Origin of the sequence: Brevibacillus laterosporus (assembly GCF_030489605.1) — a bacterium.
Taxonomy (GTDB): domain Bacteria; phylum Bacillota; class Bacilli; order Brevibacillales; family Brevibacillaceae; genus Brevibacillus_B; species Brevibacillus_B laterosporus_E.
Genome location: NZ_JAUKFY010000001.1, coordinates 128051 through 149540, shown reverse-complemented (window position 1 = coordinate 149540; position 21490 = coordinate 128051). Strand labels below are relative to the sequence as shown.

At 42.7% G+C, this 21490-nt stretch carries 2 protein-coding genes; both read right to left on the bottom strand.

Annotated features, from left to right (window positions below; genetic code table 11):
• Nucleotides 1–14: 14 nt before the first annotated feature.
• The gene (locus QZ995_RS00545) at nt 15–13868 is read right to left on the bottom strand and encodes a non-ribosomal peptide synthetase (protein ID WP_301801745.1); all 13854 of its coding nucleotides are present in this window, start codon (nt 13866–13868) and stop codon (nt 15–17) included.
• Between the two features lie 28 nt (nt 13869–13896).
• A complete protein-coding gene (locus QZ995_RS00540) occupies nt 13897–21489 on the bottom strand; it encodes a non-ribosomal peptide synthetase (protein WP_301801744.1) in 7593 nt (2530 codons plus the stop codon).
• Nucleotide 21490 lies beyond the last annotated feature (1 nt).

Here is a 21490-nt window from a genome sequence, read left to right as displayed (position 1 = left end):
CTGTCTCATTGCGATTACAGATCATCTATGTCTTCAAATAAATCATCTAATAGATCGTCTAGCTGTTCTTGGCTTAATTCCTTTTCTGTAAAATCAGTAGGCGTAAATTCTACAGTATCCTTTTCCAAGCAATGCTGAGTAATGAGAAGTAAATTGTGCTTGAAGCGCTCCATCAGGATTTCAACAATCGCTCGATCAACGGCTGCAGGAGCAAACCGGCAATTTACATGCAACTGGTTATTCGAGACCGCTCCATTAAACTCCAACAGGTGCGTGTCATAATATAGCGGGCTGATCGGCTGACCAGTAGGAATTCCAGCAGATTCGCTCTCCTCCTCTTGTTGATCAAATACCCCCAGATAGTTAAAGCTGATCTCCGGGCGAAGAGAGAAGGTAATATCCTGTTTGTTCGCATCGCTTGTCAGATGCTTGAGTATGCCGTAGCCCATGCCCTTATTAGGAACTCGGCGCAGGGTTTCTTTTACCGATTTAATGATGAGAGGCAATTCGTCATTTTCTACATCAATAACGACTGGGAACAGCGAGGTAAACCATCCAACAGTGCGATTCACGTCCACCTCTTCCCCTATTTCCTCACGCCCATGACCTTCTAAGTGGATAGCCACTCGATTCTCTTTTGTCCATTCCTTATTGGCTAATCCTAATGCAGCAAGCAACAGATCATTAATCTCCGTGCGATAAGCTCGATGTACACGAGTAAGAAGATTTTGGGTTTCTTCTTCTGATAGACTCATCGTGACATATTCGCTATCCTTCACATAGTATCTACCGTCATCATTTCCTTTTTTAGGAAGAGGGGCAATAGATATTTCTTCAATCTGCTTCCAATATGGAATCTCGTGCAAAAGAGCTTGACTATTTGCATATTCATTCAAGCGCTTACTCCATGTTTTAAAGGAGGTCGTTTTTTCAGGAAGTGCAATTGCTTGACCTTGAATAACTTGCTGATAAGCAGTATGAAAATCCTCAAGCAAAATACGCCAAGAGACGCCGTCAATCACCAGGTGATGGATCACGATCAGTAAATAATCCCCAGCCTTGGTGGTAAATAAGCCAAGTCGCACCAGAGGTCCCTTTTCTAAATCAAAGCTCGCTTGCAATTGATCGGCGATTTGCTCGATTTTCGTTTCCTGCGTATCAGTTGGTTCCTGGGTAAAGTCGAACACCTGCAATGTGAACGCCTTTTCCTCAAGTCCCCTGTTGATCTGAGTCACCTTGCCCTCGGTATGCGGATACACCATGCGCAGGGCATCGTGATGCTCCGTTAGTTTTTCAAATACCTTCTCGATCGCATCTTTGTTCCAGCCTTTCGAGCTGTACAGTAACGAATCCTGATTAAAATGATGCGGCTGTTTTTGATTTTCTTCAAAGAATGCTTTTTGAATTGGCGTGAGCATAACTTCGCCTTCAACAGTTCCTTGTTCAATTAATGCCTGACTGGTTTGCATCCATGGAGCAAGCTCTGCAATCGTTGGGTGCTTAAACAGATGGCTGATTTCCAGCTTGCGGTGGTGACGACGCAATCTTGCTGTGATTTGAATTGCCTTGATGGAGTCACCGCCCAGCTCAAAGAAGTTATCGTAAATACCGATCCGCTCAACGCGTAACACCTCTTGCCAAATCTCAACAAGGATCTTCTGGCTTTCGGTAGTAGCCTCTACGTACTCCACTCCCGTTTGTATTTGTCCATCAGGCTCTGGCAAAGCCTTTTTATTCACCTTCCCGCTTGGTGTCAACGGAAACTCCTCAAGCTCGATAAAATAAGCAGGAATCATATAATCAGGTAGTGTTTTTCCTAGATGTTTGCGCAGTTCTGCTACCGTCCATTCCTCTGCTGCTACCAGATAAGCGCACAGATAAGCTTGTCCATGTTCATCTTCACGAGCCAGCACAACCGCCTCTACTACCTGCTCATGTTCAAGAAGTCGCGTCTCAATTTCACCCAATTCAATTCGATGTCCACGAATTTTCACCTGATCATCAATTCGCCCTAAAAACTCAATATTTCCATCCGGAAGCCAACGTACTAAGTCCCCCGTCTTATACATTCTTTCGCCTGGGGCAAATGGATTATCCACAAATTTCTCTCTAGTTAATTCAGGGCGGTTCCAATATCCAGGAGCAATCCCTACTCCACCGATGCATAGCTCACCCGGTACCCCAATTGGCTGAAGTTGATAATCCGGATTAATAATGTAGGCTTTTTTATTCAGCACAGGCTTACCAATATGCGGCTTATCCTCTGGAGTACATAAGCCAATCGTTGCATCTACTGTTGTTTCAGTCGGACCATATGCATTTAAGAAGATTCGGCCAGTTCCCCATAATCTGACTAAATCTACAGGTAATGCTTCCCCACCTGTACTGATATATTTCAATGCTGGTAAATCCTCATACGGCAATGCACGCAATGCAGAAGGCGAGATAAACGGAATGGAAGTTATCTCGTTTACTCGTAACCATTCAACAAATTCAACGCCATCCATAAGCAGGTTGCGATCCATCAGGTAAAGAGTGGCTCCATTTGTAAGGGTATGGAAAACCTCTCCTACAGAAGCGTCAAAGCTAAAGGAGGCAAACTGCAGAACGCGACTATTAGCAAAGATTCCATAGGTTTGGGCCATTAAGCATAGGTTACATACTGCTTGATGATCAATCATTACCCCTTTTGGTTGACCTGTAGAACCTGAGGTATAGATCATATACGCCAAATCTTGAGCTGTATTGACGATCCCCACATTCGTATCACCCGCTTGGTACCACTGCATCTGCTCAATCAATATCCGATCACCTGTGAATTCTGATGGGACCTCATGCTTTTGCTGGAACAATAATAGTGATGCATGACTGTCTTCAAGAATATACAGCTTTCGATCTAAGGGATAATCGGGATCAATTGGAACATAAGCTCCTCCTGCTTTCAGAATTCCCATCATTCCAATAACGGTTTCTATAGAACGATCCGCCATGATTGCAACAAATTGATTTCTCTGTATTCCTTTGTCGATCAAGCAACGCGCCAATCTATTTGCACGTTCATTAAGCTCGCGATACGTGATGGATTGATCCTGATAGACAACAGCTATCTGTTCTGGCGTACGCTCCACTTGTTGCTCGAATAGGCTATGAACGGTTTGGTTATCAGGGTAATTGGCCCTAGTATCATTAAATTGCGTTAAAATCTGTTCAATTTCTGGCAGAGTAGCAATTTTGATTTCAGCCAAACGAATGGCTGGATGCTCAATAATTTGTTGTAAAACAGAGGTGAAATGCTGAGCCATTCTGCTAATGGTTTCTTTTGTATACAGGCTTGTACTGTATTCAATAGCTACCTTTAGTGTTTCTTCCTCAAGCATTGTCCAATCCATGTCAAACTTGGCATTTTTCCATTCAAAATCAAATGGCTTGAAGGTCAAGCCTGCCAAATCAATATCAGACATCTCCATGTTTTGCAAAGTAAACATCGTATCGAAGAGTGGATGGCGACTCATATCTCTTTGTAGATCGAGCTTCTCAACCAATTTCTCAAATGGATACTCTGCATTGGCATAAGCTTGTAAAACCTGTTCCTTAACTTGTGCCAGATAGGAAATAAAAGTCTGCTCTCCTGCAGGCTGTCCACGTAAAGCTAGCGTGTTGACGAACATACCGACGATGCTTTCTACATCCGCATGAGCTCGTCCAGCAATTGGTGAACCGACAACAATATCGTCTTGACCGGTATACTTAGCCAGCAACACCTGATAAGCCGCCAATAGAGTCATGTATAAAGTAGAACCCTGACTCACTGATAATTTTTTCAACTGGCTGAGAATGTCAGCATTTATCTCAAAGGTCCATACATCCCCTTCGAACTGCTGGACTGCAGGACGCGGGAAATCTGTCGGCATTTCTAAGACAGGAGCTTCCCCGGCATATTGATGTAACCAGTAGCTTTCCTGATCTTGTAAGCGGGCCACTTGAGCATCAGTTTGTTGCCACACAGCATAGTCTTTGTACTGTATCGTAAGAGGAGGGAGTTCCTTTCCTTGATAAAGCTGCGTTATATCCCGGAACAATACATTGGTAGAAACTCCGTCTGAGATGATATGGTGCATATCTAGCATGAAAAGGAATCTCTCAGGGCTAATCCGCACTATGCCTGCACGGAACAATGGAGCCTGACTGAGATCAAACGGGCGTATAAAGCCTGCTGTGATGCTTGCAAGGTCCTCTTCCGTTCCATCCATGATCTCTAAATCCCATGCCACTTCTTCATGCACCTGCTGCATCAGCTCTTCGTCAATCATATGAAATGAGGTTCGCAGCGACTCGTGTCTTTCGACCAGTTTCCCAAGTGCTAGATGAAGCTTATTAATTTCTAAAGCTCCCTCCACTTCGAGGAAAAGCGGCATATTGTAGCTTGTTGTTTGGACATTTCCTAAATGCTGCACCACGTACATCCGTCTTTGCGCGGAGGATACAGGATAGAACTCCTGCTTTGGAGCAGGTTCAATCTCTCTGTGGCCTGATCGATCAAGAAGGTCGATCGTTGCTGCCAATTCCTTGACAGTAGGATGTGTGAATACCTCTTTCAAAGGCACCTCGATTCCCAGTTCTTTGTTCATTCGTAAAACTAGCATCATCGCTTTTAGCGAATGCCCCCCCAGCTCAAAGAACATGTCCTGTGTACCAACTCTCTCGACACCCAAAATCTCTTGGAACAACTCCGCTACTTTTGCTTCTGTCTCCGTTTCTGGGGCCACATATACACTGGTCATTTGTCCTTCCGGTTCTGGTAAAGCGCGTTTGTTCACCTTTCCATTAGAAGTGAACGGGATCTGCTCTAATTCCACGAAATAAGTAGGCACCATGTATTCTGGCAAAGCCTCGCTTAGATGCTTGCGTAGTTCCGCAACCGTCCATACCCCATTTGCAACGATGTAAGCACATAGGTACGAATGCCCTTGCTCATCTTGCTTTGCTAGTAAAACCGCTGCGCTTATAGAAGGATGCTCCAATAATCTTGTCTCTATTTCACCCAGTTCAATTCGATAACCGCGCACCTTAACCTGCTCATCCATCCGTCCTAAATACTCAATGTTTCCATCCGGCAACCAACGTGCTAAATCACCGGTGCGATACATTCTATCTCCTGACACGAAAGGATTTTTCACAAAACGCTCTGCTGTCAGATCTGGACGGTTTAAATATCCCCGTGCAATTCCTGCTCCGCCAACGCACAATTCCCCTGGTACTCCAACCGGCTGAAGCTGATTGTTTTCATTTAAGACATAGACACTCGTATTGTTTAGTGGACGTCCAATCGGTACAATTCCTGTTTCCTTGATGCTAGAATCCACTGTGTATGTGGTAGCGAAAACGGTTGTTTCTGTAGGGCCGTATCCGTTTACCAAACGCCCTTCTCCGAGATAATCCAGTGCCTTTTCTACATGCTTGTATGAAGCCTTTTCCCCGCCAAATACAACCTTGCGCATGGATTTCATGCTGGTCACGTCAAGCTCCACTAGAGTATGGAACAGGGATGTGGTCATAAACGAAACCGTAATATCCTGCTCGCGGATGATCTTCGCCAGCTCCATTGGATTTAGCATGACCTCTTTTGGCACCAGTACAAGAGTGGCTCCATTTAATAGCGCGCTGTAGATATCAAAGGTGGAACCGTCAAAAGCGTAGTTAGATAGCTGTAATAGACGGTCTGCTGGCGCGATCTCGATATAGCCATTGTTGACGATGGTGGCCAAAATGTTTTGGTGAGTCGTCAGGTTGCCCTTCGGTTTACCAGTAGAGCCTGAGGTATACATCACATACGCCAAATCCTGTGTTTTATTGATCAGCTCCAAATTCGACGAATCTTCATGCATCCAGCACTCTTCTGCTAGGAGTAATACCTCCCCCTGATAGCTAGTAGGGATCATTTCCGTTTTTTGCACCAATAACAACTTAGTCTGACTGTCCTCTAGCATGTGCTCGATCCGTTCGATTGGATAGGAAGGATCAATTGGCATATAAGCTCCGCCTGCTTTTAGGATGGCGAAAATCCCTATCATCATCTCAAGCGATCGATCCGTAAGAATGCCAATTGCTTGATCAGGCTGTACACCTTTCTTTCTGAGTACCCGAGCTAATTGATTTACTTTTGCATGGAACTCACTGTATGTGAGCTGCTTGTCTTTAAACACAAGTGCCGGCCGATCTGGAAAACGCTGTACTTGTTGTTCGAACAGATGACAAATGGATAAATCTGACAAATAATCAGTAGCAGTGTCGTTAAATACCGTCAGTATTTGCTGTTTTTCTTCGTCTGTTGTGAGTTCTAAATCTCTGAGTAAGCAATCCGGATGCTTAGCCACTTGTTCTACTAAATAAGTGAAATGCTTTTCCAGCCTTTGGATGGTTTCACGTTTAAACAAGCTGGTGCTGTACTCAACCGAAATCAATAGATTATTTTGTTCGGCTATCATCCAGGTCATATCAAATTTTGCATTTTTCCAGTTTAAATCACGTGAATGAAGCTTTAGACCAGAAATATTTATATCGGACATATCCATGTTTTGTAAGACAAACATCGTATCAAACAATGGATGACGACTCATATCTCTTTGTAAATGCAGCTTCTCCACCAACTCTTCAAATGGATAATCAGCATTGGCATAGGCCTGCAGTACATTTTCTTTCACTTCTGATAAATAGGAGATGAAAGACTGCTCTTCTTTTGGTTGACCGCGCAAGGCTAGCGTATTGACAAACATCCCCACAATGCTCTCTGTGTCTGCATGCGGCCTTCCTGCAATCGGAGTTCCGACAATGATGTCATCTTGACGGGTATACTTAGCCAACAGGATTTGATAAATCGCCAACAGAGTCATATACAACGTAGTTCCTTGCTTAGCTGACAATTGCTTTATGCTGTCCAATGCTTTGGCATCGATTTCAAAGGACCAGGAATCTCCGTCAAACTGCTGTATGGCTGGACGTGGATAATCAGTTACCATTTCCAAAATTGGTAGGTCACCAGAAAATTGGTTTAACCAATACCTTTCCTGCTCCTGAAAACGGACAACCTGAGCCATTCCCTGTTGCCATACCGCAAAATCCTTGTATTGAATCTTGAGAGGACTCAGCTCTATCCCTTGATACAACTGCGTTATATCCTGGAACAATACATTCATCGATACCCCATCTGAGATGATATGATGCATATCCAGCATCAATAAATGTCGTTTCGGATTGATTTGAATGAGTCCCGCACGGAATAACGGCGCCTTGGCAAGATCGAAAGGACGCATAAAGGAATCGGTAAGCTGTTGAACCTCTTCCTCTGCGGCATGAATCATTTCCATCTCCCATGCGACTTCTGCATGTACCTTTTGCATCAATTCATCATCAGCCATATGAAAGGAGGTTCGTAATGATTCATGACGCTCAATTAGTTGTTTTAAAGCTAGAGATAGCTTTTCTACCTCTAGAGCACCCTCCATTTCTAAATAAAACGGCATATTGTAGCCTGTTGTTTCCACATCTCTCATTTGTTGAACAACATACATCCGTCGCTGCGCATTAGATACTGGGTAGTATTCTTGCTCCATGGCCGGTTGGATTTCGCTGTAATCAGACTGTTCAGCCTGTCTGATATAGGCTGCTAATTCTTTAACGGTTTGTCTGGCGAATACTTCTTTTAACGGAACCTCTATTTTTAATTCCTTGTGTATTCTTGAAACCAGCATCATTGCTTTTAGGGAATGACCACCCAATTCAAAGAATGTATCCTGCGTTCCCACTCGTTCTAAAGCTAAAATCTCTTGGAAAAACTGAACGAGCTTCTCCTCTGTCTCATTGACTGCCGCAACGTATTCATTGGTAATCACTCGGTCCGGTTCAGGCAATGCACGCTTGTCTACCTTGCCATTGGAAGTAAGAGGCAGCTTTTCAAGCTCAACGAAATAGGATGGTACCATGTATTCTGGTAAAGCCTCCATTAGGTGTTGACGTACCTCAGCCACCGTCCACTGATCCGTGCTTACGACATAAGCGCACAGATAGGAATGGCCTTGTTCATCACGTTTTGCGACAAGTACCGCTTCACTGATAGCAGGGTACTCCAGAAGATTTTTTTCAATTTCGCCCAGTTCAATTCGATGTCCGCGAATCTTCACCTGTTCATCCATTCGTCCGATGTACTCAATGTTGCCATCTGGTAAGAATCTAGCCATGTCTCCCGTCCGATACATTCTATCTCCGACAATAAACGGGTTATCCACAAAGCGCTCTGCCGTGAGCTCTGGACGGTTTAGATAACCACGTGCAATTCCTGCTCCGCCAACGCACAATTCCCCTGGCACTCCAATCGGCTGCGGTTGATTATTCTCATTCAAAATATAGACACTCGTATTGTTTAGTGGACGGCCAATCGGTACAATTCCTGTTTCCTTGATGCTAGAATCCACTGTGTATGTGGTAGCGAAAACGGTTGTTTCTGTAGGACCGTATCCGTTTACCAAACGCCCTTCTCCGAGATAATCCAGTGCCTTTTCTACATGCTTGTATGAAGCCTTTTCCCCGCCAAATACAACCTTGCGCATGGATTTCATGCTAGTCACGTCAAGCTCCACTAGAGTATGGAACAGGGATGTGGTCATAAACGAAACCGTAATATCCTGCTCGCGGATGATCTTCGCCAGCTCCATTGGATTTAACATGACCTCTTTTGGCACCAGTACAAGAGTGGCTCCATTTAATAGCGCGCTGTAGATATCAAAGGTGGAACCGTCAAAAGCGTAGTTAGATAGCTGTAATAGGCGGTCTGCTGGCGCGATCTCGATATAGCCATTGTTGATGATGGTAGCCAGAATGTTTTGGTGAGTCGTCAAGTTGCCCTTCGGTTTACCAGTAGAGCCTGAGGTATACATCACATACGCCAAATCATGGGCATCATTTATCAGCTCTAAGTTGGACGCTTCCTCTCCCATCCAGCACTCTTCCACTAGAGGCAATACTTCGCCCTGATACCCCTCCGGAATCATAGCAGTATCCTGCACAATCAAAAGCTGTGCCTGACTATCTTCTAGCATGTAGGTAATCCGTTCTAACGGATAAGAAGGGTCAATTGGCAAATAGGCTCCGCCAGCTTTTAAAATTGCCAAAATTCCTATCATCATCTCAATGGAACGATCAGTGATTAATCCAACCGCTTGATCCGGCTGCACCCCATGCTTTCTTAAGACGCGAGCAAATTGATTGGCTTTTGCATTCAACTGTCCGTAAGAAATTTCCTTATCCTTGAATAACAACGCTATCTGATCAGGGTTTTCCTCTGCCTTCTGCTCAAACTGCTGGTGAATCGTTTTATCATACGGATAATCTGCTTCCGTATTATTAAACTCCTCCAAAAGCTGGTTCACTTCTGCATCCGTTGCCAGTTCCATATCTGTAAGTTTCAAGTCGGGATTTTCCGCCACTTGATTTAGCAAATGGGCAAAATGCTTCGCCATCCGCTCGATTGTTTCTTTCTTAAATAAACGGGTACTATATTCAACTGAAAAATGTAAGGAATCTTTCTCTATAGCCGCCCATGTAAGATCAAATTTTGAATGCTTCCATTCCATGTCTTTCGTTACGATGGAAAGACCTTGTATCGCAACCTCTGTTATATCCATGTTTTGCATGACAAAGATTGTGTCAAATAAAGGATGGCGACTTAGATCGCGACTTGGATTTACATGATCAACCAACTCTTCAAATGGATAATCTGCATTGGATTGAGCTTGAAGAACCTGTTGTTTGATCGTAGACAGAAACTCGCGGAATGTCTGAGTTTCCTCCGATTTGGTGCGGATAGCCAGGGTGTTAACAAACATCCCAACAATCGATTGCAAATCAGCATTTGTCCGCCCTGCTATCGGAGAACCTATCACAATATCGTTTTGCGACGAATACTTGGAAAGCAAGACATGATAAGCCGCCAGCAATAGCATGTAAGCCGTGCAGCCCTCTTTAACAATGAGCTGTTGTAATTCCTGCCATACTTGCTGATTTAATTCAAAGTCCAATACGTCACCATCAAACTGCTGCATGGCTGGACGTGGAAAATCAGCAGGAAGCTCCAGTACAGGGACACTCTCTGAAAATTGGTTCAGCCAGTATTGCTCTTGTTCTTGCAGACGAGCAAGCTGAGCCTCTCCTTGTTGCCAGACGGCGAAATCCTTGTATTGAATGCGAAGCTCAGGCAGCTCTCGCCCACGATATAATTGCGTAAAATCTTGAAAGAGGATGTTAGTAGATACACCATCTGAGATAATGTGATGCGTATCCAGCAGCAGCAAATGACGCTTCGAATTAACACGAATTAATCCTGCTCTAAACAATGGAGCTTGACCGAGATCAAAAGGACGAATGAAGGATTTTGTCAAAGCATAAACCTCTTCCTCGGACGCTTCCATCTCCTCCATTTCCCATGCCACATCATCATGCACCTTTTGCATCAAGGTCTCCTCAATCATGTGGAAAGAGGTTCTCATTGATTCATGACGCTCTATCAATTTCTTCAGTGTTTGTCTCACATTTTCCCTATCAAGAGCACCTTCTATTTCTAGCAAAATCGGCATATTGTAGCTGGTTGTATTCGTATCTCTGATTTGCTGCACCACAAACATTCGTCTTTGGGCAAAGGAGACTGGATAATACTCTTGTTTGGCGGTTGGCTCAATCATGCTGTAGGCAGAGCGATCCGTCTTATGAATATACGCCGCTAATTCTTTGATTGTAGGGCGTGTGAATATCTCTTTTAACGGAACTTCAATTCCCATCTCTTTATGAATCTGCAGGACAAGCATCATTGCCTTAAGGGAGTGACCGCCAAGCTCGAAAAATGTATCCTGCGTGCCAACTCGCTCAACACCCAAAATCTCTTGGAAAAATTGAACCAGCTTCTCCTCTGTTTCATTCTCTGGAGCAACGTAAGCACTGCCTATTTTTCTGTCTGGTTCAGGCAACGCCCGCTTATCTACCTTCCCGTTTGCCGTAAGCGGCAGTTTCTCAATCTCGATAAAGTAGGAGGGCACCATGTATTCTGGCAAGGATTCCATCAAGTGTTGACGCAGCTCTGTAACAGTCCAAAATGCCTGACCTACTACATAAGCACACAGGTAGGAATGACCTTGCTCATCTCGTTTTGCCAGAAGCACTGTCTCGCTGATAGCTGGGTGCTGTAAAAGAACCTTTTCAATTTCGCCCAGCTCAATCCGGTGACCACGAATCTTTACCTGTTCATCCATCCGCCCCATGTATTCGATGTTGCCGTCTGGTAAAAAGCGGGCTAAATCTCCGGTACGGTACATTCGTTCACCCAAGACAAATGGATTATCCACGAAATGTTTCTTTGTTAGCTCTGGACGGTTAAGATAACCACATGCTACCCCCTCGCCGCCAATGCATAGCTCACCGACTACTCCTATTGGCTGAGGCTGTCCATCGGTATTTAAAATGTACGCTTTCGTGTTATTAATTGGTCTTCCGATAGGAACAGATGCCCTCGTCAGCATGGAGTGATCTACAGAGTAATAGGTAGCATACACGGTAGTTTCCGTTGGCCCATACACATTGATAACACGGTGCTCGCCTAAATAATCAAGGGCTTTCAGAACATGCTTGACCGAAGCAAGCTCTCCTCCGAACAACACCTTTCGCACCGATTGAAAGCATGTAATGTCCAAATCCACCAGTGTATTAAACAGAGCAGTCGTCATGAAGGAAACCGTCACTTGCTCCTTCTTGATAAGACGTGCCAGCTCATTCATATTGAGTACAGCCTCTTTTGTTACTAAAAGTAATGTAGCTCCATGCAATAATGCCCCATAGATTTCAAAGGTAGAGCCGTCAAAGGCATAATTGGAGAGCTGCGACAAGCAATCTCCCGGTGTAATCTCAACATAACCGTTATGAATGACTGTCTTCATAATATTTTGATGTGTTGTCAAAATGCCCTTAGGCTCTCCTGTAGAACCAGAGGTATACATCACATATGCTAAAGCCTGTGCTTGAGTAGTATGAGCCGGATTAGATGTTTCTTCATGCATCCAGCTCTCCTGAGTCAAGAACAATACCTCTCCTTGATAATTGGCTGGTATCATTTCTTGCTTTTGCACCAATAATAGCTTCGTTTGATTATCCTGTAGCATATATTGAATGCGTTCAGCCGGATAAGTAGGATCAATAGGCATATAAGCTCCGCCTGCTTTAAAAATCGCCAAAATGCCTATGATCATTTCTGGTGAGCGTTCGGTAATTATGCCGATTACATCGTTAGGCTGTACACCTTGCTTTCTTAACACGTATGCCAGCTGATTTGCTTTCGCATTTAACTCACCGTAAGTCAGCTTCTCTTCTTTAAACACAAGCGCAATCTGATTAGGATTTTTATCTACTTGTTCTTCAAATAGCTGATGGATAGTCTTCTCTCTTGGATAATCTGCATAGGTATTGTTAAAACCATAAAGGATCTGATCTTTTTTATCTTTTGTTAAAATATCGATTTCCTTTACAGGGATGCTAGGATTAGCAGCCACTGTGTCAGCCACAGTAACAAAATGATCAATTACATTTGCTATGTATTCCGAGGTATAAAGCTTGGCATTATATAAAATTTTAATGGAAGATTCATCACCAATCTGCGCCTGCACACTTAGATCATAATTGGTTTGCTCGTGATGATCTGTGGCGAATGCGAGTGAGAAACCAAGCTCTTTTTTATCGGCAAGCTGATTAAAGCTGTCCATATCAATATAAAAATTTTCAAACGCAATAATATGATTGATAAAATCGCCGGCTTCCGGGTGAATATCTGCCAACGAAAGATAATCATATGATTCTGAAGCCAAGGCCATTTCCTGTACTTTGGCTACCAGCGTATCAAATCGTTCTTGTTGATCAGCCTTGATTCGCACAGGAATTGTATTGATAAACAGCCCAACAATTTTTTCAACATCAGGAATCTCTGCCGGTCTGCCTGAGACAACTGATCCAAATACTACGTCGTCCGTATTGTTATATTTTTGTAATAATATCCCCCAAATTGTTTGGAAAACGGTATTGACTGTAACCTGATAGGCTTTGGCTATGGCAATCAGCCGGCCGGCTGTTTCCTGATTTAATTTCACGATGCATTGTCCGTGAGCATATTCTTCGTGATTCGCCCGTACCAATTGCTGTGGAACACCTGTTACTTTGTCGTATCCCTCTAATAGCTGTTGATAAAAAGCCTTCGCTTCCTGATGGTCCTGTTTTTCCAGCCATTGAATATGCTTACTGTAAGGTGTCACATGCTCGAATGGAACAGGGGTATGATTCACAATTCCTTTATACATACGCAAGAAATCATTAAGTATAATGCCAAGGCACCAACCATCCATGATGATATGGTGATTACTCATTATTAACTGATACTGCTCCTGATCGAGCTTAAATAATGACATTCGGATAAGAAGGTCCCGGGAGAGGTCAAACCCCTTCTCCCGATCCCTCATTTTAAACTGCTTGATGTAATTCGCTTTTTCTTCTGTCTCAAGATGAGAAATATCTTCAAAATAAATAGTGGAGCTTCTTTCCTTTAATACCATTTGTACAGGTTCTTTTACTTTTTTGTAGCGAAAAACAGTTCGTAAAATATCATGCTTTTTGATTAATTGGTTAAAAGCTTCTTCCAAATATTCAAGCTCTACCTTGCCTTCCAAAGCAAAGATCAGTTGGTCAAAATAGGCATGATTTTCTTTATCTTTTAAGGAATGAAATAAGATCCCTTTTTGCATAGGAGATAAGCGATACAAATTTTGCACATTACTTCTGCTAAACATATCTAAATCACTCCATATTTTTGCCTAGTTATTTGTATACCTCTTCTTCCAGGTCATCAAAAATATCATCTAGTTCTTCCATGGTGAGATCATTGATGTCAAAGTCGCTTGGTGTATGCTCTACTCCTTCTTTCGTCCGGCAATGATTAATAATCTCAAGCAAATAGGATTTGAAGTTTTGAACAAGAGCTGCGATTGTTTCTGGATAGTACGCGCGAGAGTTATAACTAAAGTGCATTTGCAGTCTGTCAGCTTCTATACTTCCATTGATATCCAGAGACAGCTCACTGGTATTTGCCGGGCTGATCAGATCACCCATTAAAGAGGAATTTCCCTCTTCTTTGTCTGTAAATTGGCCGAGATAGTTAAAACTAATTTCTGGCTTAAGCTTGAACGTCTCTTTTGCCAAATATTTAAGAATCCCATAGCCAAACCCTTTGTTAGGTACACGACGCAATGTTTCCTTTACTTGTTTAATGGCAAACGAAATGTCTGTTTTCGCAAGATGAATGGCAACTGGATACTCTGATGTAAACCAACCAACTGTACGGGAGATATCCACGTTTTCTAGAATTTCTTCACGTCCATGCCCCTCCATGCTAACTAGCAATTGCTCTTTATTCGTCCATTCCTTCAAAGCTAAAGCGAGTGCCGTAAGCAGCAGATCATTCATTTCAGTTTGGTACGCCTTATGAGCCTCTGTTACTAGCTGTTGGGTTTCCTCTGTTGATAAAGACATCGATACAGTTAAAAATTCCTCATAGGTTGTTTTGCTTGAGGTTGCGGCTTCTATATCTTTGTGTAAGGCATAGTCCGTGATAGCTTCATCCTGATGGCGCCAATATGGAAGCTCCTTTTCTAGTTCCTTGCTCTGGGCGTACTCTTGGAGCTTTTGAGACCATGCTTGGAATGAGGTCGTTTTTAATGGCAGAGAATCGTTTCCGTTATACAAATGATAGAAGTCTTCTAGCAGGATACGCCAAGACACCCCATCTACCACTAAGTGATGAATGGCAATTAACAAATAATCTCCTTCATTAGCACGGAACAATCCGATCTGCACTAAAGGTCCTTGCGTGATATCCATACTTGCCTGCATCCGATCCGCCGCTGCTTTCCAGTTCGACTGATCTTCCCCATCTTGTCTTACATCAATGATTTCAAAACGATAATTCGAGCCTCCCAATCCCCGGTTACGCTGTACAACCTCTTGCTCGTTCAGGCTATACACGATTCGCAATGCATCATGGTGCTGGGTTAGCATCTCAAAAGCTTTGTCTACTTTTTGCTGATCCCAGCCTTCAGCATTAAAGAGAAGAACCGATTGATTGTAATGGTTGACCTGCGGGAATGATTGGGTAAAGAACCAATGCTGGATCGGTGTAAGCGGAATATTTCCTTCTACTGCACCCTGATCTATCTCCTGAACGATCTGTTGTACAAGCAGACTTAGCTCAGCAATCGTCGGGTTCTTAAACAATTCCCGCATTTTAACCTTGAGATTATGCTTATTAAGTCGAGCTGAAATTTGGATGGCTTTAATTGAATCTCCACCTAATTCAAAGAAATTATCATGAATTCCTATATTTTCAATGCCAAGCACTTCAGTCCAAACCTGAGATAAAATGGATTGCACGTGGTTAGTAGGGGCTACATAATCCTGCCCCCTTCTCATTTGCTTTTCTGGTTTTGGTAATGCTTTTTTATCAACTTTTCCATTAGGTGTTAGCGGCAGCTCCTGCAGCTCCACAAAATACGAAGGTATCATATACTCCGGCAAAGAAGCCTTCAAATACTTACGTAAATCAGCCGCATTCCATGAATCTTCTGTAATCAAATAACTGCATAAATATGTAGCCTTTGACTCATCAGAGCGTGGAATGACAATTGCTTCTTTAATGGATGGATGCTCGAGTAGCCTTGTTTCAATCTCTCCTAGTTCAATACGGTGTCCTCTAATTTTTACTTGATCGTCTAATCTTCCGAAATATTCAATTGTTCCATCAGGCAGCCATCTGACTAAGTCTCCGGAGCGGTACATTCTCTCACCCGGGGCAAACGGATTGGAAACGAATTTTTCTTGGGTTAGATCAGGTCTGTTTAGATAGCCAAGTGCAACTCCTTCCCCGCCAATGCAAAGCTCGCCAGGAACACCAATCGGCTGTAATTGATTGCTGCGATTTACTACGTAGACCTTTTTGTTCTTAACAGGTCTTCCAATATGCGGTTTCCCTTCTGGTGTACAGATACCTACAGTGGCATCTACAGTTGTTTCCGTCGGGCCATATGCATTCAGGAAGACACGATTTTTTCCCCACGCTTTAACTAGGTCAGCCGGCAATGCCTCACCACCCGTACTTATATAAGCGAGATCAGGTAAATCCTCATAAGGAAGCATCCGCAGAGCCGATGGTGAAATAAAAGGAATCGAGCTAATCCTGTTTTTCTTTAGCCATGCCACAAATTCATTGCCGGATAAAAGCAAATCCTTTTCTACCAAATACAGGCATGCTCCGTTTAATAATGTATAAAAGATCTCGCCCACAGATGAATCAAAACTAAAGGAGGCAAACTGTAGAACACGACTGGAAGGATAGATACCAAAGGTTTCAGCAGTAAGCTGCATATTGATTACGCATCGATGATTAATCAATACTCCTTTTGGTTTTCCAGTTGATCCAGATGTATAAATGATATAAGCCAAGTCGGATGAGCAATTGACCTTGGAAATATTTTTTACATCCATCTCTAGCAATTCTGGAGTATCAATAGAGATGACTTTACCTTCAAAGGAAGCTGGCGCTGTTTGGTCAAATTGCTTTAAGAGAATCTTAGCTTTGCTATCAGATAACATATAATCGATACGATCCTCAGGATAATCAGGGTCAATAGGTAGGTAGGCTCCACCCGCCTTCAAAATACCTAGCATACTAATGATCATCTCAAACGATCGATCTACCATTAAACCGATAAAATCATTTGCTGAAACCCCATTGGCACGTAATAAATGCGCGACTTGGTTAGCACGTTGATTTAATTCCTGATAGGTCATTTGCTTGTCTTTAAAGACTAGGGCAATGCCATGCGGGGATTTTTCCGCCCATTCTTCAAATTGCTCCTGAATCGTTTTTTCTCTGTCAAAGGATTTATCTGATTGATTAAATTCAATCAAAATCTGTTGTTTTTCTGGCTCAGTCAGTAATTCAATCTCTGCAATCGACAGATCTGGCTGATCTAGGATTTGCTCCAAAATATGCTCGAAATGCTTAGCCATGCGCTCAATGCTCGCCCGCTCGAACAAGCTCGTGCTATATTCAACCAAAACCTCCAATGATTCGCCTTCCACCACTGTCCAATCCAAGTCAAATTTTGCCTTTTTCCAATCAAATAAACGCGGGCAGAAACGTAAATCATCGAACTGTACAGCAGATGGTAATTTCTCTACGGAGAACATAACATCGAATAAAGGATTACGGCTTACATCACGCTGAACCAGTGTTTTTTCAACCAGCTCCTCAAATGGATAGTCAGGATTTTGATAAGCTCCTAGCACGGTTTCTTTGACAGCAGAGAGATACGCTAAGAAGGAATGCTCCGCTTTTGGGGCTGTTCTGATCGCCAGCGTGTTTACAAACATCCCAAATACTCTGTCTAAATCAGCATGTGGACGTCCAGCAATCGGTGTACCTACGATGAGATCCTCTTGACTTGTATATTTGGTCAATAGAATGTTATAGACCGTCAGCAGTACGGTATATAACGTCGTTTTTTCCTTAATCGCTAATTTTCTCAGCTTCTCTGTTAGATCAACAGATAACCCGTGGGTGAATAATGCTCCAGCAAACTGTTTATCAACCGGTCGCTGATAATCCGTAGGCAACTCCAGAACAGGAATTTCCCCTTGGAATTGACCTAGCCAATATTCCTCTTGCTGTTGCAAACGCTTCTGTTGTTCCTTTGAATGCTGCCAAACGGCATAATCCTTATATTGTATTTGGAGAGGTGGCAATTCCTCGCCCTGATACAGCTTGGTAAGCTCATCAAAAAATATCTGGTATGAAAATCCATCCGAAATAATATGATGCATATCTAATAGCAGCACATGCCGACTGGCATTGACACGAATTAGCTTAGCTCTAAAGAGAGGAGCTTGACTCAAATCAAATTTGCGGAGGAAGCGGAACATTTTTTCATCAATTTCTTGCTCTGAAGCTACAACTGACTCGATATCAATGTCTAAATCCCACAATACATCCTCATGTATCTTTTGCATCAGTACTTCATCGATCATATGAAATGATGTCCGCAACGACTCATGCCTTGCCACAAGACTCTTTACTGTTTGTTGCAGCCTTTCCACTTGAAGAGGCCCTGTGATTTCCATCATAAACGGCATGTGATAACTGCTAGTTGCTTCCTCATCCTCCCATTGCTGGGCGATATACATCCGTTTTTGGGCGGCAGTAACTGGATAGTATGGTTTCTCTTCTGCTGCTCCAATTTCAATATAGTTTGCTTCTTCTGACCCAGTCAGATAGGCAGCCAATTCCTTCACGGTCGGACGACTGAACACTTCCTTCAAAGGTACCTTTATGCCAAAATCCTTATGAATTCGCGAAACCAAAAGCATTGCTTTTAGAGAATGACCGCCTAATTCATAAAAGCTGTCTTGGGTACCAACACGCTCTACATCCATAACCTCCTGGAACAGCTGAACCAATTTTTCTTCCGTCTCATTCTCCGGCATGGTATATGCGTGTAATGCCTGAGATTCCGGTTCAGGCAATGCTCGCTTGTCCACTTTTCCATTTGAAGTAAGCGGCAAGCTATCCAATTCGATAAAATAAGAAGGAATCATATATTCTGGCAGGGTTTCCATCAGATAATTCCGCAGTTCCGTTACAGGGCAGAAGTTATCTGTAACAAGATACGCACCTAAAAAAGAATGGCCATTTGCATCCTGTTTAGCCACCAGCACTGTTTCTCGAATCGAAGGATGCTCAAGCAGCTTTGTCTCAATCTCCCCTAGCTCGATGCGATGTCCACGGATCTTGACCTGTTCATCAATCCGCCCCATGTATTCCATGACACCTTCAGGCAGCCAACGAACCAGGTCACCTGTACGGTACATTCTCTCACCTGGTTTAAGTGGATTATCAACAAATTTGTCTGCCGTTAAGTCGGAACGATTAAGATATCCAGGCGAAATACATTCTCCGGCTACACATAACTCCCCTGGTACTCCAAGCGGTTGTAATTGGTCATCTAATCCAAAAATATATGCCGAAGTGTTGTTCAAAGGACGACCGATCGGGACACTTCCCAGCTTTTTAATCGTGTTATCGACTGTATAGGTAGTAGCGAACACCGTTGTTTCTGTCGGACCATATCCATTTATCAGGCGCCCTTCACCCAAATAATCTAATACTTTTTCTACATGCTTAAATGAAGCCTTTTCCCCACCGAATAAAACCTTACGTGTATTTTGGAAGCTGGTTACATCAAGATCAACCAACGTGTTAAATAGAGAAGTTGTCATTAATGCTACCGTGATGTTGCTATCTTTTATGATTGCTAACAGATCGGTCGTATTCATTAATGTTTGCTTGGGTACCAGCACGAGAGTAGCTCCGTTTAGCAAAGCACTGTATATATCAAAGGTAGAACCGTCAAAAGCATAGTTAGATATTTGCAATATTCGATCTGTTGAAAAAATATCAATATAGCCATTGTTGATTATGGTAGTCATAATGTTTCGATGAGTGATCAGGATGCCTTTTGGCTTTCCTGTTGTCCCAGATGTATACATGATATTGGCAACATCCTGCGGCTGATTGACTAATTCCAGGTTCTCTGTGGTCTCATCTGCCCAAAGTTCCTCTGTCAGGATAAGTACTTCACCCTGATAATGGGCCGGAATCATTTCCGCTTTTTGTACAAGCAAGAGATAGGATCGGCTATCTTCGAGCATATATTGGATACGCTCCGCAGGATACGTAGGATCAATAGGCATATAAGCTCCACCTGCTTTTAATATCCCCAGAATGCCTATTATCATCTCTAGAGAACGCTCTGCAATCAGACCAACTACCTGAGTTGGCAGCGCATTATGCTTCTGTAAGACACGTGCCAATTGATTGGCTTTAGCGTTCAATTCCTTATAGGTAAGCTTTTTATCCTCGTATTCAAGCGCCACCTGATCTTCATTTTTGGCTACCTGCTCTTCAAACCGCTTATGCAATGTTTGCTTGTCCGGATAATCAACTGACGTTTGATTCCATTCCTCTAGCAGCAAGCGGCTTTCTTTTTCATCAAGAATAGATCGTTTATCTATTTTTTCATCTATGTGAAGAGTGATCTTTTCTAAAATTCTTTGATAATATTTAATTAGCTTTACGGTATCTTCTTCTGGCAGTGCTGATACAACCCGAACAAAATAGTCATCCATTGTGGTCGAAACAGAAAAATCAAACATGGTGTTTGTTTTTTCATATCCGTCTAACCAAAACTTTACTTTATGATCCTTTATCCCTTTAAATACATGGAAATCGACAAAGTTAAAAAGACAGTCAAAAACTGGATTACGTTCGCTTCCCGCATCGCCAATTGCTTCAATAATCTTTGCAAAGGATAGCCTTCCATAGGTTTTTATCTCAACAAGCTTTTGCTGTGTCTGCTCTAATAGCTCTCTGTAGCTCATATCTTTTTTGATAATGGCACGGAATGGAACTGAGTTAAGAAAACATCCCAACACCTTTTCAGCATCTTCTATAATTGGTCGATTGTTCTCAATCAATCCCACAGTGAGGTCTCTCTCATAAGAAATCATATGCATCATAGAAAGAAAGGCTGTTAGGCATAGGGTCTTTAATGGAATGTGATGAGCTTGTGCAATTTCTCTGCATTTATTTATGATTTGAGGGTCCAGCTTCTCAACAATGGTAACATGAGCACCGCCATTTTCATCCACTGTCACTGGGAGCTGCAGCCGTTTGTAATCTTTTAATTCTTCTATCCAATATTCACGGAGCTCATTTTGCTCCGATAATAGCATCTGATCAATCACATAATCCTTATAGGTAGTATGCAAGGGCTCCAAAGTGCAAGTTTTTTGCTTTAATTTGAAATAAACATCAATTAACTCCGTAATAAAAGATGCAACACTCCATCCGTCCAAGATAGCATGATGAAAGATCCAGACTAGAGCAACTTGGCTTGCATTAAGTTTAAAAACTCTCATTCTCCATAAAGGAGCCGTTGTTACATCAAAAGGAGATTGACGATCCTGTGCCAAATATTGATGGATATGTTCTTTTTGTTTTTCTCCCAGATGGGTAATGTCTGTCTCGTCAATTCGAACAGAAACCTCTTGGTGCACTACCTGAACTGGGGTGGAAAATTCTTCGATATGAAAGCTGGTTTTTAAGATGTCATGCTTATCAACCATCATTCTCATCGCTTGCTCCAGCACATGAACATCAAATGAATCATCATCTATCTGATAAACAAATTGATCATGATATACAGCTTCGTGTACATGTTTTAACGAATGGTAGACCATCCCTAGCTGTATATCGCTCATTGGAAATAAGTCTTTAGAATTGCTTAGCTTATCCGACATG